We start from the raw sequence: 15,631 nt of genomic DNA, 5'->3' as shown, positions 1-15,631 counted from the left end.
CCTCAGAAAGTCTCTTATCTGTGACAGCGATTTCTTAATCACTACGCCAAGACCTCTTTCCACACCACAACGCGGTCATCTCTAACGGGATGCAGTAATCAATATATTGTCAGTGCGGTTGAGAGTGCCATTTGCATGATTAATGCCGTGGCGCAGGGGTCGTCGTAAAGCACAAAAAATCCGCCCGGGAAGAATAACCTCTCGGGCGGATTCTGGCTTACTTAGCGAGCGTTACTTACGTCGCGCCGATCCTGGCAGCGGAACTCCGTGCTGGTTGCGCGGAAGGTTCTTAGCGCTTGCCGACGGTGCCTGCGTCTCCTCGGCTGGGGCCTCAGCGGCCTGCTCGGTGGAAGTAGCACCTTCCGCCGACTGCTGTTCGGTAACCTCTGGCTGTTCCGGAGCCTGCTCCGCCTCTGGCTGGGCAGATGCTTCCTGAGCTTCGGTTTCCTCGACTGCCGGGGCAGGGGCGCTAGCGACTGGCTTGGCCTTGCGTGCGCCACCCGGAATCGGAGCGCCCTTGCGTGCGCCACCCGGAACCGGAGCACCGGATGCGGTCTTCGGCTGCTCAGCTGCTGGCTGCTCGGACTTGGTGGCCGCTACCTGAGCAGCGGTGTCCTCGGCGGGAGCGGCTTCCTCGGCCTTCGGCTTGGTGGCCGGAGCTGCCTTCTTAGCACCACCTGGAACCGGAGCGCCCTTGCGCGCGCCACCCGGAATCGGAGCACCCTTGGTTGCCTTCGGAGCCTCAGCCGGAGCTTCGGTTTCCGCAACTGCTGGCTCTGCCTGCGCGGCCGGCTTAGCAGCCTTGGCGCCACCAGGAACTGGAGCGCCCTTCTTGGCGCCACCTGGAACCGGGGCGCCGCCCTTTGCTCCGCCTGGCTTCGGTGCGCCACCTGGAGCTGGAGCGCCCTTCTTGGCGCCACCCGGGGTCGGTGCGCCGGCCTTAGCGCCGCCAGGCTTTGGAGCGCCACCTGGGGCTGGAGCGCCCTTCTTGGCGCCACCCGGGGTCGGTGCGCCGGCCTTAGCGCCGCCAGGCTTTGGAGCGCCACCCGGAGCTGGAGCACCCTTCTTGGCACCACCCGGAGTCGGAGCGCCACCCTTGGCAGCAGCGCCTGCAGCAGCACCAGCAGCTGCGGCACCAGCGCCGGCAGCGGCAGTCTTTTCTGCCTTCTTCTTCTCGGCAGCCTCGGCCTTCTTGCGCTTAGCTTCCTCTTCCTCGAGGCGCTGACGCTCTTCCTCTTCAGCCTTCTTCGGATCGACCCAGCCACGCTCTGGCTGCTCAATCCACTCCGGCTCACGTGCCTGTGGCAGCTCGCCGTCGACCTTCACAGAGTCGCGGAGCATCTGGGCGATGTCCAGGACTTCCGGCTTCTTCTCGTCGTCCTCGATGACGTTGTTGACACCGTCATTCATCATCGTCTTACAGAACGGGCAGCCGATGGCAATTGCCTCAGCGCCAGTGCCGACAGCCTCTTCGGTGCGGTTGACGTTGATGCGCTGGCCGATGGTCTCTTCCATCCACATGCGCGCGCCACCTGCACCACAGCAGAAGCCGGTGTTCTTGTTACGCGGCATCTCGACGAGGTTAGCGCCGGATGCACCAATCAGCTCACGCGGAGCCTCGAAGACCTTGTTGTGGCGACCCAGGAAGCACGGGTCGTGGTAGGTGACCTGGCGGCCCTGGCCGGAAGCAACCGGCTGGAGGCGGTTAGCGCGAACCAGCTTATTTAGCAGCTGGGTGTGGTGGACAACTTCGTACTGTCCGCCCAGCTCTGGGTACTCGTTCTTGAAGGTGTTGAAGCAGTGCGCACAGGTGACGACAATCTTGCGCTGCTTCGGCGGGACACCGTCGAAGACCTCATCGAGCTGTTCGATGTTCTGCTCAGCCAGCATCTGGAAGAGGAACTCGTTACCGGCGCGGCGAGCGGAATCGCCAGTACAACCCTCAGCCTGGGAGAGCACAGCGTACTTCACACCGGCGGTGTAAAGCATTTCTGCAACAGCCTTGGTGGTCTTCTTCGCATTGTCGTCGTACGCACCGGCACAACCGACCCAGAACAGGTACTCGGTGTCGTCGAAGCTCTCGACATCTTCGCCCCAAATCGGGACGACGATGCCTTCCTTGCGGACCTCGTTAATCCAGTCGGCACGAGTGGAAGCGTTCTGGCCCCACGGGTTGCCCTTGGTCTCGAGGTTCTTGAACAGGCCAGCCAGCTCGGTCGGGAAGTCCGACTCAACCAGAACCTGGTAGCGGCGCATATCGACGATGTGGTCGATGTGCTCAATGTCAACCGGGCACTGCTCAACACAGGCACCACAGTTGGTGCAGGACCACAGGACGTCCTGGTCGATGATGCCCTCATCGCCGTCGCCAACCAGCGGCTTGGTCAGGAGTGCTGCGCCAGCGCCTTCGCCCTCGCGAGCGGTTTCGATGGTCTCGCCAGCCAGCAGGTACGGGGCAGAAGCGTAAGCGTGGTCACGCAGCTGGTTAACCAGCAGCTTCGGGGACAGTGGCTTGGAAGTGTTCCATGCCGGGCACTGCTCCTGGCAGCGACCACACTCAGTACAAGAGGTGAAGTCCAGCAGAGCCTTCCAGGAGTGGTCGGTGACCACACCGGTACCCATGGAGTCAACTTCTGGGTCAGCCTCTTCCAGGTTCAAAATCTCGCCGTTAGAGGTCATCGGCTTAGCACCAGCGAGGGCGTTGTAGCCATCAGCGTTGCGCTTGAGCAGGATGTTGGCGAATGCCAGGAAGCGGTGCCATGCGACACCCCAAGTCAGGTTGCGGCCAACAACGAAGAGCCAGACCATACCGGACAGCAGCTTAATCAGCGCGAAGATGGACACCATGACTTCGGAGGCCGGTAGAACCTGTGCGATACCGCCGGTGACGAAGTTCGCCCAGTTCCAGACCTCGGCGCCAGTGTGACCGTGGTTGCCGTAGGTAGCCAGCTTGGCGGCCTTGACGAACATCATGCCCAGGCCCTCGATGAGGACGACAGCCTCAACGAAGTAGGCAGCCTTGGCGTTGGAGCCGTAGAAGCGGCTCAGGCGTTCCTTGCCCAGGTTGGTCTGGCGGACGAGAATCAGTGCCAGGATACCCAGGGTGGTGCCCAGGCCGAGCAGTTCGTCGATGAAGTGCCAGGCTGTCAGATTCCTGAGGATTGGCCAACCACCGGCTGGCCAAAAGGTCTGAATGTAAGCCTCGAACCACACCAGGGAGCCGAGGAGGAAGCCCACCATGACGAACCAGTGAGCCACAGCAACGCCGGGCTTCTTGGCCATCTTGGTGTGACCGACGATCTCTCGGATCATGGTCCAAATACGGGTTCCCCATTCACCGGTGTGACCGTATGTCTTTTGGCCCACCATGATGGTCTTCACCATATGGGTGAATCCCTTGATAAAGATGAACCAGCAGGGCAGGGACAACAGGACGCCAATAACGCCGACTGCGACGGTGAATCCGGTAGATTCCGGAATCGCCGTGTCAGCCGTCGCTGCGGCGAGGTTGAGCACGCTCATAATGTTCCTTCTAGGCTGGCTCAGCCAGGGTGATGGCTGAGTGAAAATAGTTCTCTTGTGAGTTGTATCACGAGCCAAGGACGTGTACATAACTAACGCCGTAATTAGTGCTGAAATCATGGCTATGCGGTGTAACCTGCGCGTTTTCGGCGATTTTCGCAACGAATGGGTTTCTTAATTCCGTCCGCTGATCATGCTCTAAATATGTTTCATTAGAAAAATAAGGGTTTACAGTGTGGCGTGCGTCACTGTATGCTGACTTTTGCGCCCCACAGTTTTACAAACGAAACGAAATATACTAATGCAAACCGTTTTTAAAAAGCGTGGGGTTGCACGTCAGTTGTTTTCCGACCAGTCAAGGAGTTGATTGATTATGACCTCCGTGCAGCCAGACCGTGTCCGTTCTGGGCAGTCCTCCCAGTTCACTGCCGCAGTTGTTGATGAATTCGGGCCAAACCTCAATGTTCGCGACGTCGATCTGCCAAAGCCGGGGCTGAATCAGGCGCTCGTGAAATTGATTGCCTCCGGCGTCTGCCACACTGACTTGCATGCGACAGAGGGGGACTGGCCGGTGAAGCCGGAGCCGCCCTTCATTCCGGGGCATGAGGGAATCGGTGAGGTGATCGAGCTCGGTCCTGGAAAGCATTCGGTCAGCGTGGGTGACATTGTCGGCAATGCATGGCTGTGGTCCGCGTGTGGCGACTGTGAGTACTGCCGGACCGGTCGTGAGACTCAGTGCAACGACGCCGAGTATGGCGGCTATACCCAGGACGGTTCCTTTGGCGAGTACATGCTGGTCGACACGCGGTATGCCGCTCGCATACCGGAGGGCGTGGACTACCTGGAGGCTGCGCCGATTCTCTGCGCCGGCGTGACTGTATATAAGGGCCTCAAGGTTTCCGAAACGAAGCCGGGTCAGTTTATGGTGGTCTCCGGCGTCGGTGGATTGGGGCATTTGGCGATCCAGTACGCCAAGGCGATGGGTATGCGTGTAATCGCCGTGGATATCGCGGAAGACAAACTCGACCACGCAAAGGAGTGGGGTGCCGAGTTCGTGGTAAACGCCAAGGATGAGGATCCGGTCCAGGCGGTTCAGGCCTATACCGATGGTGGAGCTCACGGCATTCTGGTCACTGCTGTCCATAGGGATGCGTTCGGCCAGGCTCTTGGTATGGCGCGCCGCGATGGAACCATTGTCTTCAATGGCCTTCCGCCGGGGGAGTTCCCGGCGAGTGTGTTCGACATTGTCTTCCGCAATCTCACTATTCGTGGTTCACTTGTCGGCACGCGCCAGGATATGGCCGAGGCTCTCGACTTCTACGCCCGCGGGCTGGTCAAGCCGACCGTTAAGGAGTGCTCGCTGCATGAGATTAATGACGTCTTCGAGCTGATGCGCCAGGGCAAGATCGATGGTCGCATGGCCATTCGCTACTAGCCCCAGGAGTTAGTTGGCGCTTCTATTCCTCGACCGCCTGCCTCATCTGATCTGCAGATAGCCACACTCCGAAAAGGTCGCCGTCGGGCCTAAATCGCTTGCCGACGCTCACGTCAACGGGCACGGGTTCAAATCCGAAGGCTTCGACTGTTGCTCGTGCGGCCTCGAGGGCCGCCGGGTCAGTCGACATGACCGCGATTGCTCGGCGCGGTGCGCCCTCGGCGATCTCTTCCGGGGTTCGGTAGTCGCTAATCAGTTCTTCATAGGAGACGTGGTTTAGCGTCTTGGCGATGTGGGCCCCTGGGGATCGCTTGGCGAGGTCCGCCGTTGTTACGGACTCTGCGGAGTTGGTTCCGGTGGCCTCCCAGGGGTTGGTGGCGTCCGCCGAGCCGTCCGCTGAGGTGGCGGAGTCGATCCTCAAGTACTGCCACGACAATCTGGCGCCGTACAAGAGGATTCGCCGCCTTGAGTTCTACGAACTGCCGAAGACGGTGTCCGGCAAAATTCGCCGTGTTGACCTGCGTAAACGCGAAGGTGAGATCCACGCCAGTGATGGCGGCGAGTCCAAGGCCTCGACCGAGTACGCGGACACTGACTTCCCCGGTCTGAAGGGGTAGGGCGGTAGGCGGGAGGTCGGCGGTCAGCGTCGGCCCCTCCCTGGGCGGTCTTGGCCCCGGTGCGGCCTTGCCTCCCCCCCCCTTGAAATGTTTTTGCCAGCTTTTTGTAGGAAGTAACCGCGAATTCGGCGCTACTTCCTACAAAAAGCTGGCAAAAACGTGCGTGTGGTGCGCTGGTGGGCGTTCGCGCCGACATTTACCGCGCACACGTCCCGCACCCCGCACTTCCTGCACGCACACGCCTGCGCCCCCGCGCCCCCGCGCACTCTTAGGAATTAGTGAAGTTCGCCTTGCGCTTCTCGGAGAACGCGGCCATGCCTTCCTTCTGGTCGTTGGAGGAGAACAGGGAGTGGAAGGTGCGACGCTCAAAGAGCAGTCCCTGCGACAGCGTCATTTCGTAGGCCTGGTTGATCTGTTCCTTAATCTGAGTAGTGGCTACCAGTGACTTCGACGCAATGGTGTCGGCGACCTTCAGGGCCTCGTCGAGAAGCGCCTCCGGCTCGACGACGCGGGCGACCAGACCTGCGCACTCAGCTTCCTCGGCACCCATCATGCGGCCGGTGAGGCACATCTCCATTGCCTTAGCCTTGCCGATTGCGCGGGTGAGACGCTGCGAGCCGCCCATGCCCGGAGAGATGCCGAGGTTGACCTCAGGCTGGCCGAACTTGGCCTTAGCGCCAGCGATGATGAAGTCCGCCATCATAGCGACCTCGCAGCCACCGCCCAGGGCGTAGCCGTTGACGGCGGCGATAACTGGAGTGCGGACGGAAGTCAGAACATCCCAACGTGCGAACCAGTCAGAGACATACATCTCGGTGCCGGACTTGTCCGCCATCTCCTTAATGTCCGCACCTGCGGCAAACGCCTTCTCCGAGCCGGTGATGATAATCGCGCCGATTCCCGAGTCGTTGTCGAAAGCGGTGGCTGCTGCGCCGATCTCTTCCATGGTCTTGTGGTTCAGGGCGTTCAGTGCCTTCGGGCGGTTCAGGGTGATAATGCCGACGCGACCTCGGGTTTCGGTAAGGATGTTGGTGTACTCGGACATATTCGTGTCTCCAAAGCGGTAATAGAAATCAGGTTGTAAGCGAGGTTACCCGTGGGGCCGGATTTGGGTGGGGCTTTACGACGATTACATCGGTGCTTTCCTGGATGGGAAAGCGACGGCAGGGTAGGTCAGTGTGATCGGGAATCTGTGTTTGTGGCGTTTTGTGGCCGGAGCTGGGCTAACGACGTTATAAGAAAGTGCCGAAAACTTATTCACCTTTTGATGCCGAATGGAAGGTTTCTTCTTATACTTACGACGAAGCTAGCAGTCCAATCGCGACAAAAGCTCATCAAATGACCGAAAACCTACGTAAAAGTTTGCACTCGCGGGCATATGTGGGTCCATCAATCGAAATGACTTAAGCGTCACAGGAGTATTGATATGAATCCGGAAATGGAGACACGCTCGCTTACATCATCGAGTGTCGGTTTGGTTACCGAGGGAAGCGGTAAGAGGGGCAAGTCATTCAAGCGACGAGTTTGGGCTTCCACAATCGCGGCTTTGCTGGCAGTGGGGTTGAGTGCATGCGATGCAGATTCTTTGAAAAACGCTATGGGGGTCGGAGAAAGTTCTTCAACATCAACTTCGCAGGAAGAAAGTGCAGGGCAGTCTCAGGGGGATGACAGCCAATCTTCGACTAGTGCGCCCAGTTCGGGGATGGAAAAACCCGATGATAGTTCCGATAAATCGGACACCGGTTCAGCGGAATCGGGCACCGATGTTGAGGGAATGGGTGATGGTTCGACCAAACTGGAGCCTAGTAATCCAGAGAATGAGAAAATCTACCGCAATAGTCAAGGATGGGAGTTCCTCGAAAACTCAGCGCTTATTGCGCCGGGAGCTCGTTTTCTTGTGAAGGGGGCTGGTGATTCGACTTCATCCTGTTCCTTTGCGTGGTGGGTGTACAACAAGGATGAACCCCAGCGGCACTACATCACAAGTGCTGGGCACTGCGGGAATAAGGGAGACAGCGTATACGTAGAGGATGAAAAAGGGAAGTTCTATAAAGTCGGACAATTTGTCTGGAGGTCGTTTGACCTGGAGGCTAAGAACAACCCGACAGATCATGCATTGATTGAGTTGACTGTTAACCCTAAGAATGTTTACGGCACTCCCATGCTTAAGGGGGCGGAGTTAGCTGGCTGGGCAAGTCCTCAATGGCTCGAGCAAGAACAACCTCGCGTTTGCCGTCTTGGGTACCGTAGTGGGCTTTCATGTGGCCCCTACAAAGAGACTGTGGGGAGCTACATGTTCGGATTCGGAAATATTTCGGACCATGGCGATTCTGGCGGGGCAGTTTGGGCTGTGGATCCAGAAGACCCAAACCGGATTTATGCAGTGGGGATGACAAGTTACGGCTTCCCTCATGACGCAATTTCAAATGGTGCTGCAGCTCTATCTCCGTTGATTAAGCAGTTTAATTTGACCATTCTCCAGTGACTCGCGCGCTAGGTTGAGCTGCTCTTGATGGGTTGGACCGGAGGTCCGGCAGCTTTCTAGCGGAGGGTGTTTGGTCGCGGAATGACGAAAGGGTCTGGTTCCAATTAGCTATCGGAAACCAGACCCTTGAATCCTTATTCGCTTAGAAAACCGTTTCAAAACCTCAATGGTTCGTCCGTGCCGGGTAAAGGCGGGAAAACTGTTCAAGAAATGTCAAAGCGATTTAACCTCGCTTACGCAGTGAAATCACCAATGCGGCAATACCGGTCAGTGCGCCCACGAGGCCGAGTCCCAGGCCCCAGCCACCAAGCGTGCTGCTTGAGTCCTCGCTGGTAGTAGCTGCGGAATGCTCCACGTTGCCCGAGTGGTTATCGCCGTGCTCTGTCTCGCCGGTGCCATGACTGTGGCTGTGGTCGTGACCGTGGCTATGTTCATCGTCTGCCGACTTCTCAATCAGCTCCACGGTTGGAACCGGGTAATCGCTATCGTGGTCCTTTTCAGCCCAGTTCATCGAACCCTTTTCACAGGTTTGCAGCGTCGGCACCTCAACCGTCGACGGCTTTGCATTATCAGCCACCTTCACGCTGAGCGTCAGAGAATCCTTCAGGTCCGACGGCAGTGGAGTCTTTGCGGTGTAGATGACCTTCTGCACCTTTTCATTCTCGCCAGAGCCGGTCGACTCCTTCGTGACATCCCAGTTCGCGTTCATGTTCGGCGTAACCTTTTCGAACTCCTCCGGGATGGTGAACTCGACCTTCGTCGTCGGCGAACCGTCGCAGCCATGGCCGACCCCGAAAGCCAGATCTGCGTAGCCGCCAATCGGGGCAGACGACGGGGTTGCATGCACATGTGCGGATGCAATGGCAGGGAAGGCGAGGGTTAGTGCGGCGCTTGCCGACGCTACTGCGAGCCCACGGAAAAAGGGGAAATGGTGTCGCTGTGCATTCTGAGGCACGAAAAACTCCTAAAAAGTGGGATGAATTCTTGGCTCAATCGCCCCGTAAGTGGGGAGAAGTTAGACATGTATCAGTGGAGCCGCCAGGGCTGATTCGGTGGCAGGTCATGGGGGGGTAACAAAGGGCATGGCCTGTTGATGAGCCGGTGGCTGCAAAACACGTCAGGGGATTAGTCGGTTCGCTTTGCAGGAAAGTTCCCAGGGCTAGTGCTAAGAAATTCCCCCTGGAGGCCGAAGACAGGATTTTGTATAGAAAATTGCGCTGTCGGCTACCGCGAGTAGCTTTAGAACATAGTTTTACAAAAATCTTTTATCGAGTTGACCTGGGGTGATGGAGGTTTTTCTAGAAAAGTTGAGTTGGGTGGGAATAACTTTGCCCCATAGTCCGTTGCACAGCATGACAAACATTGAGTCGGACACACTCAAGTTTGCTTGACAGATTTTCTACGGCAATGCAGACTTGAGCGCGTAAGACTTAAGGGCAATTCTTTTACTCTTCTAGAAAGGTGTTCATCATGGGACGCGCTGTTGGTATTGACTTGGGTACGACGAACTCCTGTGTCTCCGTCCTCGAGGGCGGCGAGGCTCAGGTGATTGCGAACGCTGAGGGTTCGCGCACCACTCCGTCGGTGGTTGCATTTGCAAAGAATGGTGAGGTCCTGGTTGGCCAGTCCGCTAAGAACCAGGCTGTCACTAACGTTGATCGCACTATTCGTTCGGTCAAGCGCCACATGGGTACTGACTGGAGCATCGAGATCGATGACAAGAAGTACACTCCGCAGGAGATTTCCGCTCGTACGCTGATGAAGCTGAAGCGCGACGCTGAGTCTTACCTGGGTGACGACGTCACTGATGCGGTTATTACCGTTCCGGCTTACTTCAACGACGCTGAGCGTCAGGCAACCAAGGAAGCAGGTCAGATTGCTGGCCTGAACGTCCTGCGCATTGTCAATGAGCCGACTGCTGCTGCACTTGCTTACGGTCTGGAGAAGTCCGACAAGGAGCAGACCATTCTGGTCTTCGACCTCGGTGGCGGTACCTTCGACGTCTCCCTGCTGGAGATTGGCGACGGTGTTGTTGAGGTTCGCGCAACTGCGGGTGACAACAAGCTCGGTGGCGATGACTGGGATCAGCGCATCGTTGACTGGTTGGTTGAGAAGTTCCAGTCCAGCAACGGCATTGACCTGACCAAGGACAAGATGGCTCTGCAGCGTCTGCGTGAGGCTGCTGAGAAGGCCAAGATTGAGCTGTCCTCCTCGCAGCAGGCATCTATCAACCTGCCGTACATCACCGTTGATGCTGACAAGAACCCGCTGTTCCTGGACGAGACCCTGTCCCGTACTGAGTTCCAGCGCATCACCTCTGATTTGCTTGACCGCACTCGTAAGCCGTTCCAGCAGGTCATTGCTGACGCTGATGTTCCGGTTTCCGACATTGACCACGTCGTGCTGGTCGGTGGTTCCACCCGTATGCCGGCAGTCTCTGAGCTGGTCAAGGAACTGACCGGTGGTCGTGAGCCGAACAAGGGCGTTAACCCGGACGAGGTTGTCGCAGTTGGTGCTGCTCTGCAGGCCGGCGTTCTGCGCGGTGAGGTCAAGGACGTGCTGCTGCTCGACGTCACCCCGCTGTCGCTGGGTATTGAGACCAAGGGCGGTGTCATGACCAAGCTGATCGAGCGCAACACCACAATCCCGACCAAGCGTTCGGAGACCTTCACCACTGCTGAAGACAACCAGCCGAGCGTCCAGATTCAGGTCTTCCAGGGTGAGCGCGAGATGGCTGCTGCCAACAAGCTGCTGGGCTCGTTCGAGCTGGGCGGAATCGCTCCGGCACCGCGTGGTGTCCCTCAGATTGAGGTCACCTTCGACATCGACGCCAACGGCATTGTCCACGTCACCGCTAAGGACAAGGGCACTGGTAAGGAAAACACGATCACCATCCAGGACGGCTCCGGCCTCTCCAAGGAGGAGATCGACCAGATGATCAAGGACGCTGAGAAGCACGCTGACGAGGACAAGAAGCGCCGCGAGGAGCAGGAAGTCCGCAACTCGGCTGAGTCCATGGCTTACCAGACCCGCAAGTTCGCATCGGAGAACGAGGACAAGGTTTCCCAGGACATCCGCGACCGCGTTGAAGAGGCTGCCAAGGAAGTCGACGAGGCTCTGAAGGGCTCCGACATCGAGGCCATCAAGTCCGCCGTCGAGAAGCTGTCCACCGAGAGCCAGGAGATGGGTAAGGCTATCTACGAGGCTCAGGCAGCTGAGGGTGCAACCGCAGCCGAGGGCGCTGAGGCCGCTGACGCTGACGACAACGTCGTTGACGCCGAGGTCGTCGACGAGGACGAGAAGGACAAGTAAGAATGACTGACCAGGATCAGGGAAACCAGCCCACCCCGGAGGAGCCGGCCAACCTGGCCGATCAGGTCAACGAGGTCTTCGAGCAGGCCAAGCTTGACGACGACGTGGAGCCGGCGACCGAAGGTGCCGCCGGCGACACCGCCGCGGAGGAAGCTGCAGACCCAGTTGCAGCCATCCAGCGTGAGTTGGATGAGCGCACGGAGGACCTGCAGCGCCTGTCGGCGGAGTTCGCAAACTACCGTCGTCGAGTTGACCGAGACCGTGAAGCCGAGCGCGTACAGGCGAAGGCAAAGCTGGCTGGAGAACTGCTGGTTTTGGCTGATGACCTCGACCGGGCTGAAGAGCACGGCGACTTGGCAGACGGCACCCCGCTGAAGGCTTTCGCGGATAAATTCCGTGGCGTGCTGACCGCACAGGGTGTTGAGGAATTTGGTGCCGCAGGAGAGGAGTTCAACCCGGACATCCACGAGGCTGTCCAGGATCTCTCCGAAGGGGATGACAAGGTTCTAGCCAATGTGCTGCGCAAGGGCTACCGAATTAATGACCGTGTCATTCGTACGGCGATGGTAATCATCGGCGATCCGCAGTAGCGGAGACACAAGTGACGCAGATTTCTTTGAATTAGTTTTTCTGAAAGGAGGAGATGCACCATGACTCAACGGGAATGGGCAGATAAGGACTATTACGCTGACTTGGGCGTCTCTAAGTCTGCGTCACTCGACGAGATTAAAAAGGCCTACCGCAAGTTAGCCCGGGAGAACCACCCGGATAAGAACCCGGGTAACAAGGCCGCTGAAGATAAGTTCAAGCGAATCTCCGAGGCATACTCGGTGGTCGGTGACGAGGACAAGCGCCGCGAATACGATGAGCTGCGTGCAGCTCTCGCAGGTGGTTTCCGATTCCCCGGTGCCGCAGGTGCCGGCGGAGCCGGTGCTGCCGGTGCACGTGGATTCGACTTCGACGTGTCGGATCTCTTCGGCGGAGGTGCCGGATTCGGTGGCAATGCTGGTGGTGCAGGTGGCCTAGGTGATTTCCTGGGCGGCTTCGTAAACCGCAATGGTGGCGCTGGTGCTGCCGGGCGGCAGAAGGCCCGCCGTGGTGCGGATGTGGAGACAGAGATTACGCTCGATTTCCGCGAGGCTGCCCAAGGTGTCACCATCCCGCTGCAGCTCACCAACCCGTCGCCATGCACGAACTGCAATGGTTCGGGTGCAGCGCCGGGAACCTCACCGGTGACGTGTACCACCTGTCATGGTTCGGGATATGTCAAGGAGCAAAAGGGGGCCTTCGGCTTCTCCAGTCCGTGTGCGGACTGTGGTGGCCAGGGCACTCGTATCGAGAACCCTTGCTCGCAGTGTAACGGCACCGGTGTGACCACCCGCCGTCGTACCATCACCGTTCGCGTCCCCGCAGGTGTGGTGGACGGCCAGAAGGTCCGTCTTGCGGGCCAAGGTGAAGCGGGACTGCGGGGGCGTCCGGCCGGTGACCTCTTTGTCACCGTTCATGTTCGCCCGGATGAAGTCTTCACCCGCAGCGGCAACGACCTTGAGGTCACGGTGCCCGTGAGCTTCGGCGAGCTCGCACTCGGCGGCACCATTACCGTGCCGACGTTGGGTGACAAGATTCGCGTGCGTGTCCCGGCTGGCACAGCCGATGGCCGAACACTGCGTGTGCGCGGTCGAGGAATCCCGAAGCGCAATGGCACTCCGGGTGACCTGCTGGTAACCGTGCGTGTGAAGGTGCCGACCAATTTGGACGACAATGCCACTTCGGCATTGCGCTCCTACGTCGAAGCGGAACGTGCCAGCGGGTTCAATCCTCGTGAGGGTTGGGCAGGTGCGAAATAATGTCCGACAACACTGAGGTCTATGTCATATCCGTAGCCGCGAATCTCGCGGGCATGCATGCGCAGACGCTGCGTAATTATGACCGACTCGGGTTGGTAACTCCGCAGCGAACCTCCGGCGGAGGTCGGCGCTACACCAAACGCGATGTGGCGCTGCTGCGTGAGATTCAGCGTCTGAGTCAGGAAGACGGCGTCAACCTGGCCGGTATTAAGGCCATCATCGACCTGACTGAGCGGGTGGATTCGCTTGAGCAGGAAAATGCAGAACTGCGAGAGCAGCTCTATCAAGCAAAGGCACAGGCTCGTCGTTCGCGAGGCGAACTGGTCCACGTCCCACGCTCTACGGCAGTGGTGATGTGGGAGCCGCGCACACGACGCCGGCACAAAGACAACCGCGGTGGGGAAAGGTAATCCCACACGGCTGAGTGAACGGACTAACCAGCGTCGCCTGGTTAGTCCGTTTTCTTTTGGCTTGTTAATTTGGGCCGTGGATTCGCAACCGCCGATCTGAGACGCCGGTCAGCTGTCAGTTAGCCACCGGTTGGTCTCGCGGGTGAAAACTTCGTCGTCAAAGTAGTGTTCGATGTGCGGGTTGCCCTGGATGTGCCGATACTTTTGAGGAATATCCTGCACGGGAGTGACCATGAATTCGGCCAAGTCTCGCATGGACAGGCCACGCTCACTCAGGTTGAGTGCGTACGCGCCGAAATCCTTATCCGCTGGGTTTTTCCCATGAATCCCCAGTTCGGCAGGAATACGAATGGGGTCCATCGGGGACGTCGCCACTGCCACACGGTGGCTATTTTCATCTTCGGGTCGGACTGTGCCGTCCGGCTTGAGTAGTTTCATGTCGTTTGCGCGCTCCAGTCCGGGGCCAACACCTGGCGGAGCTATGAGCAGCACCCTATCCGCGTAGAGGCCACTACCAAGGGAAGCCTGCGAGACCACCGTCGCCCCATAGCTATAGCCGGCAACAACGTGCCGCTGAGTAGAAGACGTGCCGTGGCTAGTAATGCCACCGGCAATCGCAGTGTCACCACTATCGACACCACCGGAACGTTCAATCAAACCAGCTTGCAAATGCTGCAGCCGCTCAGCGGCAAAATTGTGATACTCGGTGCGTATGGCCTCACGGAGGTCGGGCGGCGCGTCATAGGAAAACAACACCACCGCCACATCCTCCGGATCTTCACCGGCGGCGTGGAAGGTCGCGGCTACGCGCTCGAACTGCCTGCTAGCATCCTCCGCGCTAGAGCTGGTGCCGGGGACGAGAGTAATCACAGTCGATGCTCGCTCAACGTCACCGAACGCAATCGCAGAATGTCCAGGCGAGGACTCCAATAGTTGTCCAGGAGGCAGCCCCAAAGCCCGGGCGCGAGCGGACATGGCAGCGTCTATCTCCGATAGCGGTCTACTCGAATACGCCCCAGTCAATCCGCTCCCAACTTCCAAGTCCCAACCACCGTCAAGCCCTCTGTCAGCAGGGTTGCCAGTACCACTGCCAGCCTGTGATGGCTGCAATCTACCCGAGCCGCTAACTTCGCTTGCCACCAGTGGTGAAAGAGCTGAGATTGCGCCCGCCGCCTTCTCATCGAGTCGGTTGAGTTCAGCCAAAGCCGACTGAATCCGAAGCTGCGAGGTTGCACGCCATTCGGCCATGGTGAAAGGCCCGGCAGGAATTTTGGGATGAACGAGGCTGCGCGCAATCGCAGACAGCATGCCCTCCGGCGGAGTCACCGCACCAGAAACCAGGTTCACCTGAAACCCCAGGTTGGTTGCCTGGTTTACCGCGGCGGTAAGGTCGCGGATGACGTCGTTAAGCATGGCGGCGGTGTCGCTGCAGCAGGCGGCGAGACGTTCGAGCGCGACGCTGCTTCGGCGCAGACGCGTGGAGCTGTGGGTGACAGAAACCTCGGCGGCGCTGCGGTTGTCGCCGGCGAAGTCATCCTCTGAAAGCGCGTTGAGTGCGGCCTGGGAACTGTCGGCGGAATCGGCGAGGGCGCGCGCCCCGGAACGCAGTGCCCGGGCAAGCGTCTCCAGCGAATCCACACGCCACAGCAGCGCTTCGCCTACCGTGACCATGACAGCTTTTCCAAGGCGGCGGACTGGTCATGCTCGTGCGCGAGAGCGCTGACAGCGAGGGCATCGGCAGCCTGCGCAATAACGTCGATGTTTGTGCACGCGGCAAGCAATGATTCCGACCACTTCCCACAAGTAGTGGAGACCGCGGGGACAATCCGTGAACCGGGCAGGGCAGAGGTGAGCCCGGCGCTTCCTGGGGCAGCTGCGACGATGGTGGAAAGAGCATCAATACGAGTGGAAATCTGCTGGTAGGAACGACTTAAGGCGGATAGTTGAGCTGGGTTGACTGTGATGTGTTCGGCCATGTTTTTGATTCTGCTGGGTGGAGTAAG

12 protein-coding genes and 1 pseudogene are annotated in these 15,631 nt (G+C 58.7%); 7 read left to right on the top strand and 6 right to left on the bottom strand.

The genetic code is table 11. The features are described 5' to 3' along the window. Window positions 1–231: 231 nt before the first annotated feature. Window positions 232–3,522, bottom strand: a complete 3,291-nt coding sequence (locus HMPREF3130_RS04395) for a (Fe-S)-binding protein (protein ID WP_070429399.1) — start codon at window positions 3,520–3,522, stop codon at window positions 232–234. Window positions 3,523–3,895: 373 nt separating this feature from the next. On the opposite strand from HMPREF3130_RS04395, the gene adhP reads away from it, so the two are divergent. Next, window positions 3,896–4,957 carry an alcohol dehydrogenase AdhP gene (gene adhP / locus HMPREF3130_RS04390; RefSeq protein WP_070429398.1) on the top strand — a complete coding sequence of 354 codons (1,062 nt, stop codon included), beginning with the start codon at window positions 3,896–3,898 and terminating at the stop codon, window positions 4,955–4,957. A gap of 22 nt (window positions 4,958–4,979) precedes the next feature. Here the strand turns inward: adhP and HMPREF3130_RS11335 are convergent, their stop codons facing one another. After that, window positions 4,980–5,378, bottom strand: coding sequence for an NAD(P)-binding domain-containing protein (locus tag HMPREF3130_RS11335; RefSeq protein WP_070549979.1), 399 nt, complete (start codon window positions 5,376–5,378; stop codon window positions 4,980–4,982). Here HMPREF3130_RS11335 and HMPREF3130_RS04385 point away from each other — a divergent pair. Next, window positions 5,344–5,574 (top strand): annotated as a pseudogene (locus HMPREF3130_RS04385) (AMP-dependent synthetase); the annotation flags it as partial. The gene HMPREF3130_RS11335 and the pseudogene HMPREF3130_RS04385 sit on opposite strands and share 35 nt — an antisense overlap. A 268-nt stretch (window positions 5,575–5,842) precedes the next feature. Here the strand turns inward: HMPREF3130_RS04385 and HMPREF3130_RS04380 are convergent. Further along, the gene (locus tag HMPREF3130_RS04380; RefSeq protein WP_070429397.1) at window positions 5,843–6,619 is read right to left on the bottom strand and encodes an enoyl-CoA hydratase; all 777 of its coding nucleotides are present in this window, start codon (window positions 6,617–6,619) and stop codon (window positions 5,843–5,845) included. A 381-nt stretch (window positions 6,620–7,000) separates the two neighbouring features. Here HMPREF3130_RS04380 and HMPREF3130_RS04375 point away from each other — a divergent pair, with 381 nt between their 5' ends. After that, window positions 7,001–8,059 (top strand): chymotrypsin family serine protease, encoded by a 1,059-nt coding sequence (locus tag HMPREF3130_RS04375; RefSeq protein WP_016421566.1) that lies wholly within the window; start codon window positions 7,001–7,003, stop codon window positions 8,057–8,059. Window positions 8,060–8,282: 223 nt separating this feature from the next. Here HMPREF3130_RS04375 and HMPREF3130_RS04370 read toward each other — a convergent pair whose 3' ends face one another. Next, on the bottom strand, window positions 8,283–9,014 hold the full coding sequence (locus HMPREF3130_RS04370; protein WP_016421565.1) for a YcnI family protein: 732 nt from the start codon (window positions 9,012–9,014) through the stop codon (window positions 8,283–8,285). Window positions 9,015–9,529: 515 nt separating this feature from the next. Between HMPREF3130_RS04370 and dnaK the strand changes: the two genes are divergently transcribed. Genes dnaK through HMPREF3130_RS04350 form a run of 4 tightly spaced genes read left to right on the top strand, consistent with a single transcriptional unit; the run spans window position 9,530 to window position 13,628 of the window. Next, window positions 9,530–11,371, top strand: a complete 1,842-nt coding sequence (gene dnaK / locus HMPREF3130_RS04365) for a molecular chaperone DnaK (RefSeq protein ID WP_016421564.1) — start codon at window positions 9,530–9,532, stop codon at window positions 11,369–11,371. Between the two features lie 2 nt (window positions 11,372–11,373). Further along, window positions 11,374–11,961, top strand: coding sequence for a nucleotide exchange factor GrpE (gene grpE / locus HMPREF3130_RS04360; protein ID WP_016421563.1), 588 nt, complete (start codon window positions 11,374–11,376; stop codon window positions 11,959–11,961). Between the two features lie 60 nt (window positions 11,962–12,021). Continuing rightward, on the top strand, window positions 12,022–13,218 hold the full coding sequence (dnaJ, locus tag HMPREF3130_RS04355; RefSeq protein WP_005511752.1) for a molecular chaperone DnaJ: 1,197 nt from the start codon (window positions 12,022–12,024) through the stop codon (window positions 13,216–13,218). After that, on the top strand, window positions 13,218–13,628 hold the full coding sequence (locus HMPREF3130_RS04350) for a heat shock protein transcriptional repressor HspR (protein ID WP_016421562.1): 411 nt from the start codon (window positions 13,218–13,220) through the stop codon (window positions 13,626–13,628). Before dnaJ ends, HMPREF3130_RS04350 begins: the two co-directional genes overlap by 1 nt. A 108-nt stretch (window positions 13,629–13,736) precedes the next feature. Here HMPREF3130_RS04350 and HMPREF3130_RS04345 read toward each other — a convergent pair whose 3' ends face one another. Together HMPREF3130_RS04345 and HMPREF3130_RS04340 are read right to left on the bottom strand one after the other, a co-directional pair. After that, the gene (locus HMPREF3130_RS04345; protein ID WP_070429396.1) at window positions 13,737–15,299 is read right to left on the bottom strand and encodes an alpha/beta hydrolase; all 1,563 of its coding nucleotides are present in this window, start codon (window positions 15,297–15,299) and stop codon (window positions 13,737–13,739) included. Beyond that, the gene (locus tag HMPREF3130_RS04340; protein WP_049189443.1) at window positions 15,287–15,604 is read right to left on the bottom strand and encodes a hypothetical protein; all 318 of its coding nucleotides are present in this window, start codon (window positions 15,602–15,604) and stop codon (window positions 15,287–15,289) included. Before HMPREF3130_RS04340 ends, HMPREF3130_RS04345 begins: the two co-directional genes overlap by 13 nt. Window positions 15,605–15,631: the final 27 nt, after the last annotated feature.

It is taken from the genome of Corynebacterium sp. HMSC14B06 (assembly GCF_001807075.1).
Classification (GTDB): Bacteria; Actinomycetota; Actinomycetes; order Mycobacteriales; family Mycobacteriaceae; genus Corynebacterium; species Corynebacterium jeikeium_D.
This window is presented reverse-complemented; position numbering and strand designations above follow the sequence as displayed.

Excerpts from the sequence above, each read along its gene's own strand:
- HMPREF3130_RS04395 (WP_070429399.1), bottom strand. The coding sequence starts at position 3,522 with ATGAGCGTGCTCAACCTCGCCGCAGCGACGGCTGACACGGCGATTCCG.
- adhP (WP_070429398.1), top strand. The coding sequence starts at position 3,896 with ATGACCTCCGTGCAGCCAGACCGTGTCCGTTCTGGGCAGTCCTCCCAG.
- HMPREF3130_RS04380 (WP_070429397.1), bottom strand. The coding sequence starts at position 6,619 with ATGTCCGAGTACACCAACATCCTTACCGAAACCCGAGGTCGCGTCGGC.
- HMPREF3130_RS04375 (WP_016421566.1), top strand. The coding sequence starts at position 7,001 with ATGAATCCGGAAATGGAGACACGCTCGCTTACATCATCGAGTGTCGGT.
- dnaK (WP_016421564.1), top strand. The coding sequence starts at position 9,530 with ATGGGACGCGCTGTTGGTATTGACTTGGGTACGACGAACTCCTGTGTC.
- grpE (WP_016421563.1), top strand. The coding sequence starts at position 11,374 with ATGACTGACCAGGATCAGGGAAACCAGCCCACCCCGGAGGAGCCGGCC.
- dnaJ (WP_005511752.1), top strand. The coding sequence starts at position 12,022 with ATGACTCAACGGGAATGGGCAGATAAGGACTATTACGCTGACTTGGGC.
- HMPREF3130_RS04350 (WP_016421562.1), top strand. The coding sequence starts at position 13,218 with ATGTCCGACAACACTGAGGTCTATGTCATATCCGTAGCCGCGAATCTC.
- HMPREF3130_RS04345 (WP_070429396.1), bottom strand. The coding sequence starts at position 15,299 with ATGGTCACGGTAGGCGAAGCGCTGCTGTGGCGTGTGGATTCGCTGGAG.
- HMPREF3130_RS04340 (WP_049189443.1), bottom strand. The coding sequence starts at position 15,604 with ATGGCCGAACACATCACAGTCAACCCAGCTCAACTATCCGCCTTAAGT.